This window comes from Arthrobacter sp. UNC362MFTsu5.1 (assembly GCF_000685965.1).
Lineage (GTDB): Bacteria > Actinomycetota > Actinomycetes > Actinomycetales > Micrococcaceae > Arthrobacter.
Genome location: NZ_JMLE01000009.1, coordinates 47,081 through 68,762, shown reverse-complemented (window position 1 = coordinate 68,762; position 21,682 = coordinate 47,081). Strand labels below are relative to the sequence as shown.

At 63.6% G+C, this 21,682-nt stretch carries 23 protein-coding genes; 9 read left to right on the top strand and 14 right to left on the bottom strand.

Annotated elements, in window-relative coordinates; all coding sequences use genetic code 11:
- Position 1: 1 nt before the first annotated feature.
- The 5 genes from BS38_RS0110530 to BS38_RS0110510 are packed head-to-tail and all read right to left on the bottom strand — an operon-like array spanning position 2 to position 4,964.
- Positions 2-955 carry a Gfo/Idh/MocA family oxidoreductase gene (locus tag BS38_RS0110530; RefSeq protein ID WP_197024932.1) on the bottom strand — a complete coding sequence of 318 codons (954 nt, stop codon included), beginning with the start codon at positions 953-955 and terminating at the stop codon, positions 2-4.
- 31 nt (positions 956-986) lie between these two features.
- Positions 987-2,288: a protocatechuate 4,5-dioxygenase subunit alpha/beta gene (locus tag BS38_RS0110525; RefSeq protein ID WP_028270764.1), complete on the bottom strand. Its 1,302-nt coding sequence runs from the start codon at positions 2,286-2,288 to the stop codon at positions 987-989.
- A gap of 1 nt (position 2,289) precedes the next feature.
- Positions 2,290-3,234 (bottom strand): amidohydrolase family protein, encoded by a 945-nt coding sequence (locus tag BS38_RS0110520; RefSeq protein ID WP_231511207.1) that lies wholly within the window; start codon positions 3,232-3,234, stop codon positions 2,290-2,292.
- Complete coding sequence (ligK, locus tag BS38_RS0110515; RefSeq protein WP_043438357.1) at positions 3,231-3,923, bottom strand: 4-carboxy-4-hydroxy-2-oxoadipate aldolase/oxaloacetate decarboxylase; 693 nt, start codon at positions 3,921-3,923, stop codon at positions 3,231-3,233. Before ligK ends, BS38_RS0110520 begins: the two co-directional genes overlap by 4 nt.
- Before the next feature lie 12 nt (positions 3,924-3,935).
- On the bottom strand, positions 3,936-4,964 hold the full coding sequence (locus tag BS38_RS0110510; protein WP_028270761.1) for an amidohydrolase family protein: 1,029 nt from the start codon (positions 4,962-4,964) through the stop codon (positions 3,936-3,938).
- Between the two features lie 143 nt (positions 4,965-5,107).
- Between BS38_RS0110510 and BS38_RS0110505 the strand changes: the two genes are divergently transcribed.
- A complete protein-coding gene (locus tag BS38_RS0110505) occupies positions 5,108-6,013 on the top strand; it encodes a LysR family transcriptional regulator (protein ID WP_028270760.1) in 906 nt (301 codons plus the stop codon).
- 195 nt (positions 6,014-6,208) lie between these two features.
- Here the strand turns inward: BS38_RS0110505 and BS38_RS0110500 are convergent, their stop codons facing one another.
- On the bottom strand, positions 6,209-6,859 hold the full coding sequence (locus BS38_RS0110500) for a nucleotidyltransferase domain-containing protein (protein ID WP_028270759.1): 651 nt from the start codon (positions 6,857-6,859) through the stop codon (positions 6,209-6,211).
- A 683-nt stretch (positions 6,860-7,542) separates the two neighbouring features.
- Entirely contained in the window at positions 7,543-8,160 is a 618-nt protein-coding gene (locus tag BS38_RS0110495) for a TetR/AcrR family transcriptional regulator (protein ID WP_028270758.1), read from the bottom strand.
- 131 nt (positions 8,161-8,291) lie between these two features.
- Here BS38_RS0110495 and BS38_RS0110490 point away from each other — a divergent pair, with 131 nt between their 5' ends.
- From BS38_RS0110490 to BS38_RS0110475, 4 genes are all read left to right on the top strand, one after another.
- The gene (locus BS38_RS0110490; RefSeq protein ID WP_081818873.1) at positions 8,292-9,278 is read left to right on the top strand and encodes an aldo/keto reductase; all 987 of its coding nucleotides are present in this window, start codon (positions 8,292-8,294) and stop codon (positions 9,276-9,278) included.
- Positions 9,279-9,300: 22 nt separating this feature from the next.
- Positions 9,301-10,332 (top strand): aldo/keto reductase, encoded by a 1,032-nt coding sequence (locus BS38_RS0110485; protein WP_028270756.1) that lies wholly within the window; start codon positions 9,301-9,303, stop codon positions 10,330-10,332.
- Between the two features lie 51 nt (positions 10,333-10,383).
- Complete coding sequence (locus BS38_RS0110480) at positions 10,384-10,785, top strand: nuclear transport factor 2 family protein (protein WP_028270755.1); 402 nt, start codon at positions 10,384-10,386, stop codon at positions 10,783-10,785.
- A 356-nt stretch (positions 10,786-11,141) separates the two neighbouring features.
- Positions 11,142-11,558, top strand: a complete 417-nt coding sequence (locus BS38_RS0110475) for a YybH family protein (protein WP_043438354.1) — start codon at positions 11,142-11,144, stop codon at positions 11,556-11,558.
- Between the two features lie 76 nt (positions 11,559-11,634).
- On the opposite strand, the gene BS38_RS0110470 is transcribed toward BS38_RS0110475, so the two are convergent.
- A complete protein-coding gene (locus BS38_RS0110470) occupies positions 11,635-12,330 on the bottom strand; it encodes a hypothetical protein (RefSeq protein WP_028270753.1) in 696 nt (231 codons plus the stop codon).
- Positions 12,331-12,908: 578 nt separating this feature from the next.
- On the opposite strand from BS38_RS0110470, the gene BS38_RS26700 reads away from it, so the two are divergent.
- From BS38_RS26700 to BS38_RS27955, 4 genes are all read left to right on the top strand, one after another.
- A complete protein-coding gene (locus tag BS38_RS26700) occupies positions 12,909-13,322 on the top strand; it encodes a hypothetical protein (RefSeq protein ID WP_081818875.1) in 414 nt (137 codons plus the stop codon).
- A 1,519-nt stretch (positions 13,323-14,841) separates the two neighbouring features.
- On the top strand, positions 14,842-15,597 hold the full coding sequence (locus BS38_RS0110445) for a prolipoprotein diacylglyceryl transferase family protein (protein ID WP_028270750.1): 756 nt from the start codon (positions 14,842-14,844) through the stop codon (positions 15,595-15,597).
- The gene (locus BS38_RS0110440; RefSeq protein WP_028270749.1) at positions 15,594-15,956 is read left to right on the top strand and encodes a hypothetical protein; all 363 of its coding nucleotides are present in this window, start codon (positions 15,594-15,596) and stop codon (positions 15,954-15,956) included. The genes BS38_RS0110445 and BS38_RS0110440 overlap by 4 nt, the downstream gene beginning before the upstream one ends.
- Before the next feature lie 29 nt (positions 15,957-15,985).
- Entirely contained in the window at positions 15,986-16,306 is a 321-nt protein-coding gene (locus BS38_RS27955) for a hypothetical protein (protein WP_442853344.1), read from the top strand.
- 525 nt (positions 16,307-16,831) lie between these two features.
- Here the strand turns inward: BS38_RS27955 and BS38_RS26435 are convergent.
- The 6 genes from BS38_RS26435 to BS38_RS0110405 form a co-directional block, all read right to left on the bottom strand.
- The gene (locus BS38_RS26435; protein ID WP_081818872.1) at positions 16,832-17,233 is read right to left on the bottom strand and encodes a DUF3040 domain-containing protein; all 402 of its coding nucleotides are present in this window, start codon (positions 17,231-17,233) and stop codon (positions 16,832-16,834) included.
- A gap of 215 nt (positions 17,234-17,448) precedes the next feature.
- Positions 17,449-18,894 (bottom strand): dihydrolipoyl dehydrogenase family protein, encoded by a 1,446-nt coding sequence (locus BS38_RS0110425; RefSeq protein ID WP_028270747.1) that lies wholly within the window; start codon positions 18,892-18,894, stop codon positions 17,449-17,451.
- The gene (locus tag BS38_RS0110420) at positions 18,891-19,568 is read right to left on the bottom strand and encodes a VOC family protein (RefSeq protein WP_331280049.1); all 678 of its coding nucleotides are present in this window, start codon (positions 19,566-19,568) and stop codon (positions 18,891-18,893) included. The genes BS38_RS0110425 and BS38_RS0110420 overlap by 4 nt, the downstream gene beginning before the upstream one ends.
- Before the next feature lie 43 nt (positions 19,569-19,611).
- A complete protein-coding gene (locus tag BS38_RS0110415) occupies positions 19,612-20,340 on the bottom strand; it encodes a hypothetical protein (RefSeq protein WP_028270745.1) in 729 nt (242 codons plus the stop codon).
- A 135-nt stretch (positions 20,341-20,475) separates the two neighbouring features.
- A complete protein-coding gene (locus BS38_RS0110410; protein WP_028270744.1) occupies positions 20,476-20,781 on the bottom strand; it encodes a hypothetical protein in 306 nt (101 codons plus the stop codon).
- A gap of 43 nt (positions 20,782-20,824) precedes the next feature.
- Positions 20,825-21,667 (bottom strand): alpha/beta fold hydrolase, encoded by an 843-nt coding sequence (locus tag BS38_RS0110405; RefSeq protein WP_028270743.1) that lies wholly within the window; start codon positions 21,665-21,667, stop codon positions 20,825-20,827.
- Positions 21,668-21,682: the final 15 nt, after the last annotated feature.

The following is a 21,682-nucleotide window of genomic DNA, read 5'->3' as shown; positions in this document are numbered from 1 at the left end:
CTCACGCCAGCTGCTTCTCAAGCGAGCCGAGAACTCGGTAGCAGTCGATCACCTGGCGAAGCGACGAATTCGGCTCGCGTCCCTCGCGGATAGCAGAGATGAATTCACGATCCTGCAGCTCAATACCGTTCATGCTTACGGCGACATGCGACACGTCTATCGGCTCCTCACGGCCGTTGTAGAGATCGTCGTAACGCGCGATGTAAGTCTCGGTGTCGCCGATGTAGCGGAAGAACGTGCCGAACGGGCCGTTGTTGTTGAACGACAGCGACAGCGTACAGATCGCGCCCGACTCGCTCTTGAGCTGGATCGACATGTCCATCGCGATGCCGAGTTCGGGGTGGATCGGGCCCTGGACCGCGTTCGCCTGCACGATCTTGCCTGCCTGGTAGGCGAACAAGTCGACGGTGTGCGCGGCATGATGCCACAGCAGGTGGTCCGTCCAGGACCGGGCCTCGCCCTTCGCGTTCGTGTTGCTGCGGCGGAAGAAGTACGTCTGCACGTCCATTTGCTGCACGTTGAACTCGCCCGACGCGATCCGGTTATGTACCAACTGGTGCGAGGGGTTGAAGCGGCGGGTGTGGCCGACCATTGCGACGCGATTGGATGATTCAGCCGCCTCAAGCGCTGCCTCGGCATCCGCGAGCGAGTCGGCCAGCGGAATCTCGACCTGCACGTGCTTGCCGGCGGCGAGTACCGCCTGGGTCTGAGACGCGTGGAGCCCCGTGGGCGTCGCAAGGATCACTGCGTCGACGTCGTCGCGCTCGAGCACGGCGTCCAGGCCGACAACGGCGTTCTCGACGCCGTATTTCTCGGCAACTGCCCGGGTCGGTTCGGGCCGCGTGCCGCTGACGACGGTCACCTCGGCATCGGGGATGTTCATCAGGCCGTCGAGATGTTTCATGCCGAAGGCGCCTGCGGCGCCGACGACGGCCACACGGATCTTGTCAGTCATGGGGGCTCCTTAGTTGCGGATGCGGATGCGGTCAGTCGGTCGGGTTCGTGAGAACAAGGTGGCCGACGGCGGTGTTCGACGCCGGCACGTGGTAAAAGCGGTGGTTCACCTCGGGGCTCTCGCCTTGGAACTGATCATCCATCGCACCGCGCGCGATGAGCCAGTCGACCAGCTCGATGCCCTCGGAGCCGGCCTCGTCGACGTACTCCATGTGCTGCCATTCTGTCAGGCCTACGGGGTCGGCGATGAGGTGGTCAAGGAATGCGTTGTCCCACTCCTCGTTAATGAGGCCGGCGCGCGGGCCCTGCAGCTGGTGGCTCATGCCGCCGGTTCCCCAAATTTGCACATTGAGCGGCTCGCCGTCCCACTTGTCCAGCGCACGGCGGAGCGCACGCCCGAGTTCGTAGCAGCGACGTCCGGACGGCACCGGGTACTGCACCACGTTTACGGCGAGGGGGATGACCCTGACGGGCCATTCCTCGACATCGCCATACACGAGCGACAGCGGCACCGTAAGCCCGTGGTCCACGACCATCTCGTTGACGAGCGTGAGGTCGAAGTCATCCTGGATCACGGACTGGGCGATGTGTGCGGCCAACTCGGGATAGCCTTTGACGTCGGGCACAGGGCGGGGGCCATAGCCCTCGTCCGCGACCGGGTACTCCGCGCCGGTGCCCAGCACGAAGGTGGGGATGATCGACGAGTCGAACGCGGTGGCGTGGTCGTTGTAGACAAGGATCACGACGTCGGGGGTGTTCTCCTTGGCCCACTTGCGGGTCCACTCGTAGCCGCTGAACACCTTCTTCCAGTAGGGCTCCTCGGTCTTGCCGTGATCCATCGCCGCGCCGATCGCAGGCACGTGCGAGGTGAACAACGCAGACGTGTACTTCGCCGGCGCATCGGGGCGCATGACCTCGGACTTCTCGGCCGGCGCGGGAGGGGTCCATCCGTCGAGATCCTTCAGCCGCACACCCTCGGGGCGACGGCCACCGCCGATCATCATGTCGCGGTAGGCGGCCTCGCTCATGCCGGTCATCGAGCCAGCCATCTGCTGGAAGCTCAGGCCGTGCGTGGCGCCGATCTTGCTGAGGAAGTAGATGTTGCCGCCCTCGGCCATCATGGCGTTCAGGTCCATGTCGAGCACCGCCTGCCGCTGGGCGGGGCTCAGCGGCCACTCGTCGAGATAGGCCTCGCGGTCGGCGAGGTAGCGCTCGCGGTTCTCGGGCTTCATCAGCGACATCGAGAACTGGTTGAGGTGGTAACCCTTGCGGGCCATCTCAGCATCGAAAATGATGGTGCCGGGTACGTCTTTGTACGGTTTGTCGAGCGTCATGTCATACTCCTTCGGGCCAGTAGAGGCGGGCGGGATTGTCTACGAGCAGCTTGTGCTGCAGTTCGGGGGTCGGTGCGATGTGCGGGATGAAGTCGACCAGGAGCCCGTCGTCGGGCATGTGATCCTTCAGGTTCGGGTGCGGCCAATCGGTGCCCCAGAGCACGCGATCGGGGAACTCCTCGACGACGCGACGCGCGAACGGCACGACATCGGTGTACGCATTTTGCTCGCCGTCGAGCGCGCGCGGGCCGCTGCTCGAGAGTCGCTCGGGGCAGGAAACCTTGGTCCAGACGTTCGGGTTTTCCCGCATGAAGCGCAGGAACAGCTCGAACTCGGGACCGTTCGGGTCTTTGGTCACGTCGGGGCGACCCATGTGGTCGACGACGAGGTCGGTGGGGATCGCCGAGAAGAAGTTGTACAGCTCGGGCAGATCCTCGGCCTCGAAGTAGATGACCACGTGCCAGCCGAGCGGGGCGATCTTCGCGACAATCGCGTCGAGCGACTCGGTCGGCACCCGGTCGACCAGACGCTTTACGAAGTTGAAGCGCACGCCCCGGACGCCGGCGGCGTGCAACTCGGCGAGCTCCTCATCGGTCACGTCGCGGCGAACCGTGGCGACACCGCGGGCGCGACCCTCGCTGCGCTGCAGCGCGTCGACGAGGGCGCGGTTGTCGGCACCGTGGCAGGTGGCCTGCACGATCACGTTGCGCTCGAAGCCGAGGTGGTCGCGCAGCGCAAACAGCTGCTCAGCCGAGGCGTCGCACGGAGTGTACTTGCGCTCCGGCGCGTACGGGAACTGCTCACCCGGTCCGAAGACGTGGCAGTGCGCGTCCACCGCGCCTGCGGGCACGCGGAACGTCGGAGTCGAGGGCCCGTCGTACCAGTCGAGCCATCCGGGCGACTTTTCGAAGCCGCCGCTTGTGTCCCCGTGCGCCATAATGCTCATGCCTCCACGTACTCGAGGCCGGCCTTGGCCAGCGGCTCGCGCATGTTGTAGATATCGAGGCCCAGCACGCCGTCGCGGAACTGCTGACGCTTGGCCTCCTCGTTATCCTCGCGCTTCTGGCTGGCGTCTGCCACCGCTCCGACAAGCTCGCGCGGGACAACCACGACGCCGTCGACATCGGCCACGACCACGTCGCCAGGGTTCACCACGGCGTTCGCGACCACTACGGGGATATTCACCGATCCGAGGGTCGCCTTGACGGTGCCCTTCGAGTTGATCGCGCGAGAGAATACCGGGAAGTCCAGCCTCTCGAGGTCGGCGACGTCGCGCACGCCGCCGTCGATGACGAGGCCCTTGCAGCCGCGCGCGATGAGCGAAGTCGCGAGCAGCTCACCGAAGAAGCCGTCTTCACTCTCGGTGGTGCAGCCGGCGACGATCACGTCGCCTTCCTGCACCTGCTCGGCGGCGACGTGGAACATCCAGTTGTCACCAGGCTGCAGCAGCACCGTCACGGCCGGGCCGCATAGCTTAGCGCCGGTGTAGGCCGGCCTGATATAGGGGCGCAGGAGCCCGACTCGCCCCATCGCCTCGTGGATAGTGGCGACGCCGAACTGCGAAAGCCGTTTGACGTCCGCGGGATCCGGACGTTCGATGTTGGTGCGGACGATGCCGAGGTTGTTCAGTCGCATTTGATGGTCCTTTCAGAGTCCGCGCGCATTAAGGGCGCGGTCAAGCCGTGGGTAGACACGGCGGGCGTTGGCTTCGAACACCTGCGCGCGCTGCGCGTCGTTCAGGTTCGTGGTGGCGTCGACGTACCGCTTGGTGTCGTCGAAGTAGTGTCCGCTGCGCGGGTCGACGTCGCGGACGGCGCCGATCATCTCGCTCGCGAAGAGGATGTTGTCGGTCGGGACGACCTTGGTGAGAAGGTCGATGCCCGGCTGGTGGTACACGCAGGTGTCGAAGAACACGTTGTTCAGCAGGTGCTCCTCGATTTCGGGCTTGCCCAGCGCCATTGCGAGCCCACGGAAGCGCCCCCAGTGGTAGGGAACGGCGCCGCCGCCGTGAGGGATCACGAGCTTCAAATCGGGGAAGTCGCGGAACAGGTCGCCCTGGAGCAGTTGCATGAACGCGGTGGTGTCGGCGTTGAGGTAGTGCGCTCCGGTCGTGTGGAAGGCAGGGTTGCACGACGTGCTGACGTGCACCATCGCCGGGATCTCGTATTCGACGAGTTTCTCGTATATCGGGTACCACGAGCGATCGGTCAGCGGCGGGGACGTCCAGTTGCCGCCGGACGGGTCGGGGTTCAGGTTCACGGTGACAGCGCCGAGTTCCTCGACGGCGCGAGTAAGCTCGGCAACGCTCGTCGCGGGATCAGCACCGGGGGACTGAGGGAGCATCGCCCCCACCAGGAAGCGTTCGGGGTAGAGCTCGCTGACGCGGGCGCACAAGTCGTTGCAGATCCGGGCCCAGGTCTCGCTCACAGCGAGGTCTCCGATGTGGTGCGCCATGAACGAGGCACGAGGGCTGAAGACTGTGACGTCGCTGCCGCGCTCGTTCATGAGCTTGAGCTGGTTGGCCTCGATGGTCTCACGGACATCGTCATCGCTGATGCGCAGGGTCGCAGGGTCAGGAGCGTCCGCGCGTCCTTCAGTGAATGCGATCTGCAGATCACGCCAGGCTCCGAGCCGTGTTGGAGCTGTGGTGTAGTGGCCGTGGATGTCGATAATCACGCGTGTCGTCCTTGTCACTAAGTGTTAGCGGTGCGAGTAGCTGCACTTCGTTGGATCAGTGCTGCCCCAAATCGACTCTAGGGGTGTTCGCCACTGTGGTCCAATAGATATGCAAAGACAAAGCCATTGATATCATCTATGGCATGACGTTCACCGACCTCAACCAGCTCCGGACATTCGTCACGCTCTACGAGCTGCGCAGCGTCACGGGCGCCGCCAGGCGCCTACACGTGACACAGCCCACGGTCAGCTATTCCCTGAAGCGGCTCAGGGAGCGGTTCGGCGACGAGCTGTTCCGTCGCGAAGGGAACGACATGGTGCCGACCGCGAAGGCGACGCAGTTGTTTGGGCCCCTGCACAACGCCCTGGCACAGATAGACGCGACCGTCATGGGATCGGACGTGTTCGAACCGACCGGATTCAGCGGCGAACTCGTCCTCGGACTCACCTCGATCGGTGAACAGACGTTCCTCCCACCGATCATGACCGCCCTCGGGCGGGTCGGCGCCGATCCGCGGATACAGGTAGAACGGCTCGATTCGGACGAGGTTGAGAGCGCGCTAATCCGCGGCACCATCGATCTGGCACTTACCGTGTCGCGGATCGCCACACCGCGGCTGTGGAGGACGCACGTTCGTTCGGTCGAATACGTGGCGCTGTCGTCAGGGTCGCATCCACTGCCAGGGACCGGGCCTGACATGTTCGAGGGGAGGCGCTTTGTGCGGGTTTCCGCCCGTGGCGGGCATGTCTATCCCGTTCAGGCGCTGACCGAACACGACTTGATGTCCCAGGTCGTGCTGACCATGGAGGAATACGGCACCGTGCCTGCCGTGCTCGAGGCGACAGATCTGGTCGTCCTGCTGCCTCGACATGTAGCGGGGGTGTTCTGCGGCTGGTTCCCCCGCCTTCGCATCGCCGAGCTGCCCTGGCCCGCGCAGAGCACACCGGTGGAGTTGTATACGCGGCGCGAGGCCAGCCTCTCGCAGGCGCAGCGATGGTTCCGCTCGCTGGTGCTTGATGCGGTTGCGGCGGATGAATACAGGTCGTAGTCGCTACACTCTGCGGGCGTCTCAAGCTTGGACGGCCCCCTCATGCCGCATCGGTTCGGCCGTAGAGGTCGGTGGGGACGGTGCGACCCGGCGTCGCCACTCGCTCTTGAGAATCGGTTGGATCTTAGGCCAACTCATCGACGCTGCGCGGGCAGAGCAAGTCAGGGCTCCCAATGCCGAGAGCTCAAGCGGAGACTAGCGTTTCGTCCTGTTCCAGCTGGCCTTACCCGGAGCGAACGGGCTACGCACGTGGATCGACCACGACGAGTGCGGGTGGATCGTCAGAATCGCGTGCTCCCACCAGGCGCGGGCTTCGTCTGAGAGCTCCGGTAGCACCGCATCCTTGTCGGCGTCGTCTTCCGGGCGGGGACGCAGCGCCTTCCAGACCAGCTGCACCTCGGGCGCCCCGGTCGGGATCCCGTCGACGTCGATCACGGCACGATCCCACGGCAGCTGCAGGCGTGGGTCTCGACGGTAGACCCAGACGCGATCCGTGCCGTCCTCGACGTCGATCTGCAGTACCCATGCGCCCGTCGCGTCGTCGTGGATACGGACCGGCTGCAGATCGGCATCCATATCGGCCTTTGCCCAGGGGATCACGTCGTCGCCGGACGGAACCCAAGCGCTAAACGGCGCCGGAATGTCATGCACCAGCCGGGGCAGGTCGGCAGCCGTCGTGCTGACATCGGTATTGTGGTGCTCGCGAATGCTCGTGCCGAGCCAGTGGTCGAGTGCCACCCCTCCGGACAGCCACCAACGCGCCGAAGAGGGTCCAAGCAGCTTCGCCACGACTCGTGGGGGCAGGGGTTCCCAGCGCGTCGCGAGGGTGGGTGCGGATGATGCCATGAACCAAGGCTACCCGTGCGCGGCGGTGGTTTGTCGAAATGGCAATGGGATCGCCCCCCGGTGGTACGTCTTCCACTGGCCCAATAACACCCCGGCCGAACGGGCCAAGCTCACCGAAGTGGAGATCAAGGGTCCGAGTTCGGATCCTGTGATGTACTGGTTCGCTGCGAGTCGAGTATTCGGACGTTGGAGCCTAGCGGGGAGCCCAAACCCGAAATGGCACCACTGACCGCAACCACGAACCCATGCACATGTAGTAGACGCAGGAAAATCGACGCAGATCCATGCGCGGTCCCGCCGCTGGCCGACAGAAACCTCCTCGGCAGGTAACGAATGCCCTTCAGGCCCTCCCCCTGCCATCTTCAGACGCCGATAACCGGCCATATTTTCGACGGCCAGTTGAGGGATACGCCGGTAGTGTCAGGGTTGAATCCGAGACTACTCCAGCCATTGTCAGAACAGCAGAATCGGGCCCAATTCTGACGCCTAGTACACCCCAACCTGACGTCAGTTAGGTGTGTATTCCAACTTTGTTTGATCTTCCGGCGGGCAACGCCTCCGAGGGAGGCTGATCGTTGGGTGAGGAGGGCAGCCAGCCCTGATTCTTCAGTCTTCTCGAGACTGAATGACGGTCGGTGGCGTGGCTCGCTCGCACCTCTCGGCGCCCATCTTAGTGCTGGGCATCAATTGCCTCCCCAGGCAGCGATGGCGCGCTCGACATAAGTCGAGACGCTGGAGCGTATGTCGGTTCCGGGGTTGAGGAGCCACTGTAGACCGATGCCGTCCATCATGGCGGTGAGTAGCCGTACCTCGACCTCGATCTGCGCAGGGGAGAGGGGGGCGATATCCCCGGCCTCGACGGCTTCGCGCAAATGCGCGGCGAGGGTAGCCAGATTCGTGGCGTAGCGCTGGGTGATGAATGCGTGACCGGGGTGGGCCGGGTTGGACGCCTCGGCTGCGATGGTCGTGAATAGCTCGAGCAGCCCGCGGTAGTTCTGGTGGGCGGCCATGACATCTGGCAGCCGCCGGAAGTAGTCCAGTCCGCTGACGTCGGTGAGACCGTTCTCTACGGTCCGCCGGTCCCATTCCTCCAGCACGGCTGTAAGCAGGCCTTCCTTGCTGCCGAAGTGCTGGATCAGCGTTGCGTGGTTGACCCCTGCCTGCTCGGCGATGGTGCGGATGGAGCCGCCGGCGAAACCGTATTCGCCGAAGACGTCCATGGCGATGCCGACGAGCTGCTCGCGCCGGCGGATCCCTGTCCGGTAGGGGCCCCGTGTTCTGGTCTGCGCGCTTTCTTGCATGTCACTACTTTCTCATGACCATTGCCGAAATATAACCATTCGGTTAGTGTTTAAGTTCGAACACGCCCGTAGCCGCACGGGACGTCCCGACTGACCGCTGCACGTGTCAGCCCAGTCGCGAAGACTCGCAGATGGGAATCCTTGAGATGAAGTACTCCGTTCTCGGCCCGACCGGCGTGCGTGTGTCCCGCATCTGCGTGGGCACTGCGACCTTCGGCGTGGCACCGAGCGCACACGAAGCTGATGGAGTCGTGGGAGCAGCCCTGGATCTGGGCATCAACTTCTTCGACACCGCTGACGTGTACGGTTCGACCCCGACGTTCGACCGGCCCGGGGCCCCGCCCGCCTCAGAGCGCGAGTCCGCCGAGGAGATCCTCGGCCGTTCCCTAGCCGGCCGGCGGGATGAGGTGGTGCTGGCCACGAAGTCGGGGGAGCGGAGGTTCGATCCGGATGCCGGTCTTTCGCGCCGGTACATCATTCAGCAGGTCGAGCAGAGCCTGCGTCGGCTGCGTACTGACCGTATCGACCTCTATTACGCGCATTTCCCGGATCCGAACACGCCGCTGGAGCAGACACTTGCCGTCTACGACGATCTGATCCGTCAGGGGAAGCTGCGTTACGTCTCGCTGTCCAACTATCCGGCGTGGCAGGTGACCGAGTCGCTGTGGATCGCCGATGACCGTCGGCTGGTGTCCGCTCCCGTGGCCGCGCAGGTGATGTACAGCCTCCTGGACCGAAGCGCCGAGAAAGAGTTGACCGCCGCGTGCGTGCGGTTCGGTCTGTCGATCATTCCGTATGCGCCGCTGCACGGTGGCCTGTTGGCCGACCTGTCGGTCCTGGACCGTGAGATCGCCGGGGGCAAGCGCTACGGCGGCCCCGGCTTTACTGCGTCCGAGATCGCGGTCGCCCGCATGCTCGACCGGCTGGCCCGCGAGTGGGGACTGGGGATGCAGCAGGTCTCGCTGGCCTGGCTGCTGTCCCGTCCGGCTGTGGCATCGGTGATCGTGGGAGCCGAGACCGTCGAGGAACTCCGCGCCAACGCCGCCGCAGCAGATGTCGAGCTCACCCAGGAACAGCTGGATGCGGTCTCGGCGCTGACTGCCGGGACCAGGCCCTGACCGGAAGATACGAGGAACTCTGATGAAGTACTCACTCCTTGGCCAGACCGGTGTCAGGGTCTCGCGGATTGCGCTGGGCACCGCCACCTTCGGGGTCGCCCCGAGCGCGGACGACGCCGACCGGGTCGTCGGTGCTGCGCTGGATCTTGGCATCAACTTCGTCGATACGGCCGACGTGTACGGCAACATGCCCGTATTCGACCGGCCTGGAGCCAAACCTGCCGCGGAGCGCGAACCTGCCGAGCAGATCCTCGGGCGTGCCCTGCGCGGACGCCGTGACAAGGTGGTGATCGCCACCAAGTCCAACGGCATCGTCGGGCTCGGGGTCAATGACCGGGGGCTGTCACGCCGGCACATCATCACCCAGGTCGAGGAGAGTCTGCGTCGCATGCAGACCGACTACATCGATCTCTACTACGCCCACGACATCGACCCGGACACCCAGCCGGAGCAGACGCTGGCGGTCTACGACGACCTGGTCCGGCAAGGCAAGATCCGGTACGTCGGGCTATGCAACCATCCGGCTTGGCAGGTCACCCGCGCGCTGTGGATCGCTGATGACCGCCGTCTGCAGGCTCCCGTCGCCACACAGGTGAAGTACAACCTCATCGACCGGGCCGCCGAGCGGGAGCTCGCACCGGCGTGCGAGCAGTTCGGCCTGTCGATCATTCCCTACGCCCCGCTGCATGGCGGACTTCTCGCCGACCTGGCGGTCCTGGACCGTGAAGTCTCCGGCGACGAACGATTCGGCGCACCGGGGTTCACCGCGGCGGAGATCTCCTTGGCCCGCGAGGTGGATCGACTCAGCCGCGAATGGAGCTTGCGCCCGTACCAGGTAGCCCTGGCCTGGCTGCTGTCCCGCCCCGCCGTCGCCTCGGTGATCGTGGGGCCGGAGACTGTCGATGAGCTTCGCGCGAACGCCACCGCCGCGGACCTCGTGCTCGCGCCGGCCCAGTTGGATGCCCTGACGGCTTTGGCTATCGAACCACCGGCCTTCCACCATCGCGCCGGGGACGGGCCGCTCAAGCCGACCACCGCAGATTCGATCGTCTAATCCGACATTTCTTCGAACCTTTCATGACCACCAAACAGTAAGGAACCAACCATGTCCCGCGCCGATCAGAGCACCGCCGACTTCCTCACCGAATACTTCGCAGTCATGGAGAAGAAGGATTACGCACGTCTCGCCGGCTACTACGCCGACGACATCACCCTCACCTTCGCCAACGCACCGACCGTCAAGGGCAAGGATGTCGTGCTGGCGCAGATGGCTGCGATCGGCGGCAAGGTTGAATCTCTTGCCCACCCGTTGATCAACGTCTGGCAGGAAGAAAACGGCGTGGTCGTATTTGAGATCGACAGCGCCTGGCGGTTCCTGGACGGCGTCGAAGTAACAATCAGGGCATGCTCGATCTTCACCATGAATAACGGGAAGTTCACCGATCAGCGCATCTACGTCGACAACAGCCCCATCAACTCCTACCTGGGGGGCACCGGGAGTCACTGACATGAAACACGGTCAGGAAGCAGTCCTCGAGTACGTCCGTGCGCAGGTTTCGGGTGTGGTCTTGGAATCTGGCCCCTGATCCGTTCCTGGGCGTTGTTGTCACGGAGAAGGTCACACTGCTTGGCATCATTATTGATGGTCCACAATGGCGCCAGCCCCGGGGACGTTTCCCGCCTTCTGTGACAGGTTATCTGCTGCATTCATCTGCCGTAAGTCTTACCGAGGTGTAGGTTGAGCAATTTATGAATTCTGTAACTTGGTCGGGCTGCTTTGTCGCTTCCGTATCGTGACGGGCGCGAGCCCGGGGCGTATGATTCGGTTCTCGGAACGCCGCAAGCAGTCAGAAGGTGGAAACAATGGAGCTTGACGAGGTCGTCGGCCGGTTTCATCAAACGATGAATGCGTTCGCTAAAGGAGACCCGGAACCCGCGAAGGCCATTTTCTCCCACGGCGAGGATGGGTCGCTTGCGAATCCCTGGGGTCCTCCGGTCGTGGGCTGGGATCGGGTGTCCAAGGCCCTCGATTCAGCCGCTGCCCGGTTCGAGGATGGACGTGTCACTGCTGTGGATTCCCTCACGAGGCACGTCACTTCCGATCTCGCCGTCTTCCTCGATATAGAACATTGGCAAGCCAAGCTTGGAGGAGGCGACGAAGTATCGCAGTTTGATTTGCGTGTAACGAGCGTCTACCGCCCCGAGGGTGACACGTGGGCACTGGTGCATCGCCATGCCGACCCTGTCATCACAGCGCGCCCCCCGGACGCTGTCCTATAGCGCACCGGACTCATGCCGTCCGTTCCACTCGTGGGCTCAAAAGGGGATCAGACCTGCTGGCTCCGTATTCTGGAGGTCAAGCCATCGGCGCATGATGCCGTGACTCCATGGACTGAACGACTTTTATCTGGGCAGCTGACTTGTTCGTCGAAGTGTTGTTTCGATTCCTTGAATCCGCCTCTCGCGGGGGTAGGGGGGGAGTCGTCCGGTTGAGCAGCCAACAACCAGAGGCATCAGAGTCCGCGTTCGCCGCGCCCGCGATGAATCCGACGACTCCGGCGCCGGGCCCGAACACGGTCCGCCTCATGGCGAGACCCAGCATAACGGCAGCCCCAGCGAGCAGGAGGCTGACAGCGTGCGTGCCACCTGCATAGAGGGAGACCACTAGAGCGGCGAGAGCCGGATCCTCCAAAGCGATGCCGAAGACGGGAAAGACCAATCTCCCGTGCACTATAAGCAGGACGAAGTTGACCGGAATGACAGCCGCGAATACGCCGCAGCCGAAGTCCACCCACGGCCTGTCGGGTCCTCTGAGGCCGCGATACAACGCAATCACAGCCGGGACCAGCAGGACAGTGGCCGCGAAAAACGTCTCATCGACCCAGACCAGCGTCAACTCGTGCGAGGAGCGCCAGACTTGAATTTCCTGGCCTGTGGAGGGAGGGTCGCCGGCGATCGATTCAAGGACTGACTTGGCTAGGAACATTGCTCCGGCGAGCAAGAGGGAGAAGCCGCCGAACCGGTGGTCTGTCAGGGCCCGTTTGTCATGCATGCTAAACCTGACTATCGGGTATCCATGACGCGGACGCCGCGCGGTCAGGCTGCAGGCGGGTGTCATGCTCCGGTGCACACTGAACGCGGCCCAATGTTCCCTGCCTCTCAGAGAGTCTTCCCGTCGGCGCGAAATTTACTGGCCCATCTTTCAGCGTAGCGAGGGCCGCTGGACGCCTGAAGGGACATAAGTCCTGACCTGGGTGGCGACCGGCAAATGTCTCTGTTCCTCAAGCGTTGCACTTCGGCTAGAAGAATTTGTCGAGCACGGTCCTGATGCCAGGAGCAGCTCCATTTTCGGCCCCCAGACGGGCTATTGCGCTAAAGAACCCAGCCATGGTTGCGCGCCGAAAAGCGCGGGCCTTGTCGCCCTCGACTTCGGCCGGGATGGAGGCCCTGACCTTGACAAAGCCGGCGTCGCCCTGCAAACGCCATCTGTGTAACGCAGGCAGTCAGCCCCTGCCCAACGGGTCCTGCTCAAGAAACACGGAACTCCGCTTTAGGCTGTCCTTGGCCGTGCGAAAATATCCACCGTGACGCCTGGCTGGCAGGCAAGTCGCAGGACTGTAAGGAAGCATGATGACTCAAGCAAAGGGGCGTCGGGCCAGGGCGGGATCTATGCCGGTTGACCCGAGCAGATTCGTCCTCATCGACCGGCCAAGTAACTCATCGCTCCGGCGAGCGGTAATCGTGGGATGGCTCCTCTCGATAGGAGCGGGAGCCACCATTGCATCCTGTGCCGTGCTCCCGTTCAACCCGGAGGTGCAGAGCCTCTACCTGATTGCTGCCATCATCGGCGCTGCCGTGGGCAGCGTTATTTATGTACGGACGAACCTGCGCGACGGGAGGCGCCGGCGCGAAGACTTTGTCCGGTCAGGCGGCGACCCGACCGATATGAGCGACATGATGTTCGGCATGATGCGCGGGAAACGGTCCGAGGAAGGCAAATGGGTAGTCCCCGAGCAAGGTTCCGGCGACTATCAGGGCATCTAACTTCCACGCAGGGGAGGCCTTTTGGGACGGGGACTTACCGGGACCGAGAATCGAAGTCGAGGTAACCATGGATATGAAACCGGAAGTCGGCCAACCCGATGCGGGACCCTGGCAAGCCCAGTCATTGAAAGGCTTGGTGCGGCGGTTACTGCCGGCAGCAGGACAACGTCCGGACCGCCCCTGGATTGTAGCGGTAGATGGAAGGAGCGGGTCAGGCAAGACGACCCTGGTCGATCGTCTACTGGCTCAAGTGCCCGACTCAGCTGCTGTGCACACGGACGATGTAGCGTGGCATCTCTCCTTTTTTGACTGGGCCGATGAACTCCGTGCCGGTGTCCTCGAACCCCTTCTCAAAGGCGAGGCAATTTATTACCGTCCGCCGGGCTGGGTGGCCCGGGAACGTCCAGGTGCCATAGCTCTACCCGCCGGGCGTCCCGTGGTGTGGGTTGAAGGGAGCGGGTCATCACGCCAAGCGCTCTCCGACCTCATTGACCGTTCCATCTGGGTGCAGTGCGACAACCTTGAAGCCCGGCGTCGCCTCCTGGCACGTGATGGCCAGGAAGAAGGAGACCTGCACAGGGAGTGGGAAGAACAGGAAATTCCCTTCCTTCTCGAAGACCGGCCCTGGGAGCGCGCTACAGTGATCGTGGCCGGAAGGCCGACCCTGCAGCACGATCCGAAAACCCAAGTAGTAACCGCTCAGCCGACACCAGCATGCACGGAGATCACCTAACCCACTGCCAACTCCGCCCTCCACTCAAGTGGCCAGGGGCCGCGCATTAGGCAGGGCAGTGGCGTGACCTCGGAGGTGCAGTGCGTAGAGGGGAACGATGAGCGCACCCTCGTGCTCGAACTGTCTGGCGGGAACACGCAGGTGGTCGTCGCCGAACCGGCGGCGTGAAAGGACGGTGCGCGCCGGATCGCAGGACAAGTGCTGACGGAGCAGGAACGGGTGGATCTGTTAGGAGCTCGGCCGTACTCCCCGGCATGCCGCGATTAGCCGCAGGGTCATTGGCCTTTCGGGGCACCCCGAAGACTCCGAGACCGCCCTCGTCGACGAAGGCCTAGACGTGGCAGAGCCGGACCGATGGGCCATCGCCAGATGGCTTAAGAAGATGTCCCCCCAGCCCGGCCTTGGGGGCGGCCGGGTTTGGCGGGACGGTTCACCCCTTATCAGAGCGCACTCTCGCTTTGTGCGGGACCCGGGCCGGCGCTCAGCAGCTGGGGGAACGGTTAGCAGGCAACGAATACGGCAGCTTCCGGACACTAAGGGCATGCCGAACAGATCGTCTATGCCGGCGGCGCGGTATTGACCTGCAGCTTGGTCAGGCCGGGCTGTGAGCATGACGAGAGGGCAGCGCTGGATTCCTGATACGGCGGCCCACTTCCCGCCCATCAAAATCGGGCGACTCGTAATCAAGTGATCACGTCGGGACGGGGGTCGCCCACTGGCACCAGCTGGTGGGCCAGCGTTCACCGTGTACCGGAGGCCAGCAATGGGCACTGCTACACTCTGCTCATGATCGGGCTTCCCTTCGCGGGAGACGGGGTGGTGCACGCCGCCGTGTTAGGGCTGGGAATCCGTGCAGCCCTGCTGTTCCATGCATATGAGAAGCTCCGGCGCGGCTTGTCCGACCCGCGGCTGTGGCCCATTGCCGGTTTCGCTGTCGCCTTTGGGGCCATCCGCTCCAGGGTCCTCAAGTGGGATGTTTCCCGGCAGGTCTCCTCGGCGGACTGGTGGGGCAACGGCGACCGCAGCATCCTCACGGGCCTGGTGGGTGCGTGCGGTGTCCATTTGGGTAAACGGCTGACAGGCTACCGTGAATCCATAGGGGATTTGCTTCCTCCGGCGGTCGCCTTGGCGATGGTCCTCGGACGGGTCGGCTGTCTCCTCACGGAACTGCCTGGCACTCCGACCGGGGGAGCATGGGGGATAGCGCGCACTCCCGGGCAGGCTGCGACGGTGGGCGGACCGCCCGGGGTAGGATTCCAGCCGTCCATTGCCTATGAAATTGTGTTCCACATGGCCGCGTTCGAGCTGATGTGGCGATTTCGTGACCGCCTGCCCCGTCCTGGCGACCTCTTCATCTGCTACGTGACTTCCTACGCCTTCTTCCGGTTCGGTGTCGAATTCGTCTGCGGCAACGAGGTGCTCTGGCTGGGGATGAGCCGTCCGCAGTGGTTCCTTCTGGGGATTTTCCTCGTGCTGTTCTGGCGGATGCCGCGGGTCTTCGGGAAATCACTCCGCCCCAAGTTGGAAGGAAGAGTGGCATGAGCGATGACAACCCCGAAGAGGCTTGGAGCCCACTGCCACCGCCCCGAGAAGAGGAACCGCCCCCGGAACCGAGACGTGGCTCCATACTGCTCGGAATCTTGTTGGGGACTACTGCCCTTTATGCCCTATATTTCGGGACAACCAGGGGCATCGCTCCGGATGAGGGCTATAAGACCTTCCTCGCCGGGCCTGCAGCGTTAATACCAATCGGCGCCTATCTGGCGATAGCCGGTGCCCTGGCAATCCGGCCACGCACCTCCCGATGGGGTGCGGGGCTGTTGATTGGTCTGGGAGTCTTCATTCTGCTCGGCGGCGGCATCTGTGTCATGGCCCTCTCGCAGATGAGTAGGAGGATATGAATCCGTCACCGTACTTTTCCCGGTAGGCGCTGCCCGGCACCGGCCAGCCGCTGCGCGGTGACCGCATCCACAGGTCTGTCACTGCGTTTTGCCCCCGCTGCCACGAGACCAACCCGCCGCTCGCCCAGGCGCGGCGCCTGTCCGGGGTACTGCTCATCCGGGATGATCGCGTGTGGCTCGAACGCGGCTGCCCCGACCACGGCCTGGTGCGCACCCTCTACGACGAATCGCCGGAAATCCTGCGCTACCTGGAGCAATGGCAGGCGCCCACCAAACAGCCTGCATCCTGCTGCAGGACATCATCGAGCACTGCAATCTGCGCTGCCCCAGTTCCGGGGCCCACATGTTGAAGGCAACCATATCGCTCGGTTGCCCGTTGCCGGCTTGGCCGCACCCACGACGGCTGCCGGATTACAGTGCCGGAGAAGGCCCCGTCACCGTGCGGTTAACCGGACAGGTTCTATGGGAGTTCGACGGTCGCGCAAACGAGCCTAAATCCGGCCATGAAGTGCCCCGGCACTCTGCCCGGATCAGGGACCGGCTGGAAGACACTTCTTTGGTTGTTTCACTCTGGAAGGAGATAGTGCTTTTCCGGTGGTCCGCAGACACATCGTGCCTTTCGTATCCGAGGTGATCGTTCATTTCCGCTTTCAGTGCGGTCTCCGGAACGTTCTTCGTGAGCCGGTTCAACAGCCCGTCAGTGCCGGCGAAGTCGGTGCTCTGCTCCCTGGGCCAGGACCTTGCGCTAGCTCTTGCTGATACACGTCAGTCGCCATGGGATCCAAGGTGTCGCCCATGATCAGTTCTCCCCTCCAAGCAACGCCCGGCGTGTCAGGCCACCTTGGATCCACCGCTATTCAGGCAGTCCTAGCCAGCTAGACCCACCAGAACATCAGGGCCCACCACGCGGCGTTGTTAGTGGCGTCCTTCGGTTCTTCCTTCGGTGTTGTTGCCGTGCTGTCTCGTGTTGTCTCCGTCTTCTTCGAGGCCGGCGCTTGTTTTGGGAACAGCTTCCTGGTCGCCAGGTAGAGTCCGGTGACCATGACTGCAAAGCCGGTCAGGCCGATGGTGAGGTTGGCCACGGGGTTCGGGAGTGCGAGTCCGAAGAGTAGAAGGGTGATGCCGGCAACCGTCGTGAGTACTCCGCCGACGATGAGGCGGATGGAAGAGGTGGGGCCCGGGGCGGTTTCTATTGTGTGGGCAAATTGGGGGTCGTCTTCCTTGAATTGTTTCTCCAGTTGCTCCAGCATTTGTTGTTCTCGTTCAGTGAGTGCCATCAGGCGGTCCTGCCCTGGGCGCGTGTCGGGGCTGTGGATGACTTTCCAAGGGCGTGGGACCGTGGGGCGGCGAGCCGGCGACTACGGGTTCTGTTTGATTGGCGGTTAGTCATGGGGGTCTTCTCTCTCGCGTTCTTCGTGTTCTGTGCGGCCAGGTCGGGATAGCTGATGTAGCGGGGGATTTTCCCGGTACCGGGAGCGGGGGTTGGAGGGGTTTACGCTGATGGCTGTTGGGCTGGTCGGCCGTAGGTCTCCAGGAGGCGGAGCCATATCTCGCTCACTGTTGGGTAGGCGGGGACAGCGTGCCAGAGCCGGTTCAGAGGGACCTCGGAAACGATGGCGATGGTTGCTGCGTGCAGCAGTTCGCTGACATCGGGGCCTACGAAGGTCATGCCGAGGATGACCTTTCGTGCTTCATCGACGACCATTCGGGCGGTGCCCTTGTAGCCCTCGGCGTGTAACCCGGCACCGGCGACGTGGCCGATTTCGTAGTCGACAACCCGTATGTCGTAACCGGCTCTAGCCGCCGCCTGGGCAGTAAGACCTACGGAGGCGATCTCGGGGTCTGTGAATGTGACCTGTGGTACCGCGGCATGGTCAGCTGTTGCCACGTGGCGTCCCCAGGGGGCGTCCATCACGTCCGCCCCGGTTGCCCTCGCGGCGGTGACGTCCCCGGCCGCGCGTGCCTGGTATTTTCCTTGGTGGGTGAGCAGCGCGCGGTTTGTCACATCGCCGGCGGCGTACAGCCAGTCAAGGCCGGGAACCTGCAGGGTGTCATCGGTTTCTATCCAGTCGCCTGGTTTGAGACCAACGGTGTCGAGGCCGATATCCCGGGTGTTTGGTGTGCGTCCGGTTGCGATGAGCACTTCCTGGGCTGTGATGGTCTGGCCGTCACTGGTTTCGATGGTGACGCCGGTGCTGCCGCGGTGGACGCTGCTGGTTTTGGTATCGAGGAGCAGAGTCACTCCCTGCTCACGGAGGGCCGCGGCAACCAGTTCTCCAGCGAACGGTTCCATGCCGGAAAGGAGACCGCTGCGGGCAATCAGGGTCACTGTGGTCCCGAACCCCGCGAAAGCTGTCGCGATTTCCGTCGCGACTACGCCGCCGCCGATGATGGCGAGGCTTGCCGGGACCGTTTTGATGCTGGTGGCTTCCCTGCTGGTCCAGGGCCGGGCGGCGTCCAGTCCCTCGATGTCCGGTAGGAATGCGGCTGAACCCGTGGCCACGGCGACGGCGTGCCGGGCGGTGAGTTCCGTCGTCGAGCCGTCCGCGGCGGTGACGGTGACCTTTTTGGTGCCGGTGATCCGGCCATGCCCGCGGATCAGCCCAATCCCGGCGCTGTTGAGCCATTGGACCTGTCCGGCGTCGGACCAGTTGCTGGTGTAGTAGTCCCGCCGTGCCAGCACAGCTTCGACGTTCAGCTGTCCGGTAATGGCTTCGGCCGCGCCGGGAAGCTGCCGGGCTGCGCGCAGTGCCTGAGCGGAACGCAGCAGTGCCTTTGAGGGCATGCAGGCCCAGTAGGAGCACTCTCCGCCGACGAGTTCGTTCTCTACGATGAGGGCGGTGAGGCCGCCCTGGACGGCGCGGTCGGCGATGTTTTCACCGACTGCACCTCCGCCGAGGATGATCAGGTCGTACTCTGCGGTACTGGCCGCGCTCATCGTCCGGGCGCCCGGGTGAGGACTTCCTGAAGGAACCAGCCGTTGCCGTCCGGGTCGCTGAAGGAGGCGAAGGAGCCGTAGTCGGCCCGGTCGGGGGAGGGGCCGCTGACGCGGTTTCGTCCGCCGGGCCTGTGGAAGAGCCCGTCGGCGTCGTGCCAGACTTCGCTGATGTCGATCCCGCGGGTGTGCAGGTCTGCCTGCGCGGCGATGATGTCTTTCACGATCAGGTGAAGGTTCTGGACCGAGCCTGGTGTTGAGTCGGTGACGCCTGTGCCGAAGATGATCGACATCTCCGAGCCCGGAGGGGTGAGTTGGATGATTCGCAGTTCGTCGCTGATGTTGAAGTCGGCGTCGAGGCGGAAACCGGCCTTCTCGTAGAAGTCTTTGGCCCGGTCGACGTCTGTGACGGGGAGGACGAGGACTTCGAGCTTGAGCTCCAGGGCGGTGGTTCCTGCGGCCTGCGCTTGGGCTGTTGTGGCTTGCGTGCTGCCGTTTCCGCCGGGCCCGTTGAGGCTGTAGCCGGCGTCGGCCAGTGTCCGGGTCATGTGGTCCGCGTACCAGCTGGGCCATTCGGCGTCGTGGACGCCGCCGAGGATGTCGGCTTCGTAGACGCCGTGGTCGGTGGCGGCGTGGTCGAGGGCGTTCTTCAGGATTTCCGTGGCGGGGATGGACATTTGGTGCTCCTTGGTGGGTTGTTGTCTTGCGGGTGGGTGGGTGTCAGTTGGCGGGTCGGAGGTCGTGGAGGTCCAGGAGGATGGCGGCGAAGCTGTGGATGGCGTTGTTGTCCTTGTCGCGGAGCAGGACCCGGCGGCGGGTGGGAGCTGTCAGCCCCTGGAAGTCTTTGTGCTCGGAGGTGTAATGGGCGACTTCCGCCCAGCCATTGACTTCGACGTCGTAGTCCATCCGCCGCTGCAGTCCGGTTTCGGAGTCGAAGTAGTAGGTCTGGACTGTGCTGTGGCTGTGGATGGAGTCCGGGAAGGTCACCTCGAGCCGCCGCCACGTCTCGCCGTCTTCGTCCCAGGGATCGATTTCACGGGTCTGGACTCCGGGGAGCGTGAAGAGCAACGGTTCTGCGAGATAGGTCCAGGTGGCGTAGGAAATGAAGTAGCCCATCTGGGTCGGTGACCACTGGGTGTCGCCCTGGTAGTCGGCCATGCTGCGGCGGGGCTCCGAAAGGCTGTCCACAACTGTGCCCGCACCATCGGTGATGGTGACCAGGTCCCGGACGGCGTCAAAGTGCAGGGTCCGTCCTGGCCCGAAGGGCGTGATGCTGATCCGCTGCCGGGCGAGGTCCGCTGTCACGGTTACATCACCGAGCAGGTCCGGCTGGCCTTTGAAGGGCCAGAAGACGCCGTGGACGCGGACCTTCGCCGAGACACTTGGGGCTCCTTCCCAGGGCTGTGCGCTGCCGTGCTTGGCCAAGACAAATTCAAGGAGGTCGTTCATGGTCTTCTCTTTCGTGGTTTTTCTGCGTGACGTAGTGCTGGAGGGGGAGGGGCAGCTGGGATCAAGTCGAGGTCGACGTGTGCTGCCAGCCGCCCGGACACCGGTATCAGAGTGGGATCCGGGGAAAGGGCGGTGTTAGTGGGCGTCGAGTTTGGAGAACAGGCCGGTGAAGGTTCCGCCGGCGGCCGAGAGTTTTTCGAAGAATGCGCCGGCTTGAGGTGTGGCGACGGCCCGGGAGGCTGATTCGTAGTTGGGGAAGTAGAGGTCCAAAGTCCGGTGCGCCGGTGTTGGTGTGCAATCCTCCTTGGGCCAGACTTTGGCCGACTCGACCCGGATTAGTTCCGGCAGGTCCTTGGCCAGGGTCAGGAGTGCGGGGACGTGGTGCTCGAAGCTTTCCGGCGTCTTGGGGTTGTTGATGATGAGGGTGATTTTTGTCTGCATTCTTTTGTCCTGGTGGTTGGGAGTGGGTTGGAAAAAGGAGGGGTTAGTTCTTTGCGAGGAATGCCAGGACTTCAGCGGCGAATTCGTGCGGGTACTGGAAGAGGAATCCGTGGTTGGCGTTCGGGTAGATGCTGAGTTCGGCGTGGGGGATGTGGCCGGCCAGAAGATAGGAGTTGGGGGTGGGCACCATGAGGTCGTTGTCGCCGTTTGCCACAAGGGTGGGGGCTTTGATGGAGGCCAGACGGGTCAGTTTGGCTGGATCCTGGATGCCCCATTCGATGATCGCGGCGGCTTGTGCGTCCCGGGCTGCCAGGGAAACGTCGGCGTCCCGGCCCTCGGTACGGGTAAAGATGCGGCTGATGAATTCTTCGCCCCTGACTCTGCTTTCGGTCGATGAGTTGAAGAAGAGGAAGTGGATGTCGCCGGCGTCCTGCACATCCTTCAGGGCGTGTGCCCTTGGTTCATCTGTCCAGCCGTGCATGTCGCGTCCGCCTTCGGGGCCGGTGCCGGCGAGGATGATGCGGCGGACCAGGTGTGGGCGCTGCAGGGCGACCTCCTGGGCCACGAAGCCGCCGATGGAGAAGCCAAACAGGTCGACCTCGTCCAGGCCGAGGGCGTCGATGAAGCTCAGCGCATCGCGGCCGAACTCCTTGAACGTGGCAGGTGTCGCGCCATTGGAGAGTGCCACTCCGCTGGCATCGAACAGGATGACTTCCCGCTCGGCGGCGATGCTGTCAACAAGAGCAGGATCCCAGCTGTCGAGATTGCCGCGGAAATGCTGGAAAAACACGATGGGTGTGGTTCCGGTTTTGCCGAAGCGGCGGTAAGCGTACGTTGTAGCGTTGCTTCCCCTGATGGCGAGGTTGGGGGTTGTGTACTGGGACATGGAAGAGCCTTTCGA

What these genes read in the sequence shown, in the direction of transcription:
- BS38_RS0110530 (WP_197024932.1), bottom strand. Translation starts at nt 955, where the DNA reads ATGACTGACAAGATCCGTGTGGCCGTCGTCGGCGCCGCAGGCGCCTTC.
- BS38_RS0110525 (WP_028270764.1), bottom strand. Translation starts at nt 2,288, where the DNA reads ATGACGCTCGACAAACCGTACAAAGACGTACCCGGCACCATCATTTTC.
- BS38_RS0110520 (WP_231511207.1), bottom strand. Translation starts at nt 3,234, where the DNA reads ATGAGCATTATGGCGCACGGGGACACAAGCGGCGGCTTCGAAAAGTCG.
- ligK (WP_043438357.1), bottom strand. Translation starts at nt 3,923, where the DNA reads ATGCGACTGAACAACCTCGGCATCGTCCGCACCAACATCGAACGTCCG.
- BS38_RS0110505 (WP_028270760.1), top strand. Translation starts at nt 5,108, where the DNA reads ATGACGTTCACCGACCTCAACCAGCTCCGGACATTCGTCACGCTCTAC.
- BS38_RS0110500 (WP_028270759.1), bottom strand. Translation starts at nt 6,859, where the DNA reads ATGGCATCATCCGCACCCACCCTCGCGACGCGCTGGGAACCCCTGCCC.
- BS38_RS0110495 (WP_028270758.1), bottom strand. Translation starts at nt 8,160, where the DNA reads ATGCAAGAAAGCGCGCAGACCAGAACACGGGGCCCCTACCGGACAGGG.
- BS38_RS0110490 (WP_081818873.1), top strand. Translation starts at nt 8,292, where the DNA reads ATGGGAATCCTTGAGATGAAGTACTCCGTTCTCGGCCCGACCGGCGTG.
- BS38_RS0110485 (WP_028270756.1), top strand. Translation starts at nt 9,301, where the DNA reads ATGAAGTACTCACTCCTTGGCCAGACCGGTGTCAGGGTCTCGCGGATT.
- BS38_RS0110480 (WP_028270755.1), top strand. Translation starts at nt 10,384, where the DNA reads ATGTCCCGCGCCGATCAGAGCACCGCCGACTTCCTCACCGAATACTTC.
- BS38_RS0110475 (WP_043438354.1), top strand. Translation starts at nt 11,142, where the DNA reads ATGGAGCTTGACGAGGTCGTCGGCCGGTTTCATCAAACGATGAATGCG.
- BS38_RS0110470 (WP_028270753.1), bottom strand. Translation starts at nt 12,330, where the DNA reads ATGCATGACAAACGGGCCCTGACAGACCACCGGTTCGGCGGCTTCTCC.
- BS38_RS26700 (WP_081818875.1), top strand. Translation starts at nt 12,909, where the DNA reads ATGACTCAAGCAAAGGGGCGTCGGGCCAGGGCGGGATCTATGCCGGTT.
- BS38_RS0110445 (WP_028270750.1), top strand. Translation starts at nt 14,842, where the DNA reads ATGATCGGGCTTCCCTTCGCGGGAGACGGGGTGGTGCACGCCGCCGTG.
- BS38_RS0110440 (WP_028270749.1), top strand. Translation starts at nt 15,594, where the DNA reads ATGAGCGATGACAACCCCGAAGAGGCTTGGAGCCCACTGCCACCGCCC.
- BS38_RS26435 (WP_081818872.1), bottom strand. Translation starts at nt 17,233, where the DNA reads ATGGCACTCACTGAACGAGAACAACAAATGCTGGAGCAACTGGAGAAA.
- BS38_RS0110425 (WP_028270747.1), bottom strand. Translation starts at nt 18,894, where the DNA reads ATGAGCGCGGCCAGTACCGCAGAGTACGACCTGATCATCCTCGGCGGA.
- BS38_RS0110420 (WP_331280049.1), bottom strand. Translation starts at nt 19,568, where the DNA reads ATGTCCATCCCCGCCACGGAAATCCTGAAGAACGCCCTCGACCACGCC.
- BS38_RS0110415 (WP_028270745.1), bottom strand. Translation starts at nt 20,340, where the DNA reads ATGAACGACCTCCTTGAATTTGTCTTGGCCAAGCACGGCAGCGCACAG.
- BS38_RS0110410 (WP_028270744.1), bottom strand. Translation starts at nt 20,781, where the DNA reads ATGCAGACAAAAATCACCCTCATCATCAACAACCCCAAGACGCCGGAA.
- BS38_RS0110405 (WP_028270743.1), bottom strand. Translation starts at nt 21,667, where the DNA reads ATGTCCCAGTACACAACCCCCAACCTCGCCATCAGGGGAAGCAACGCT.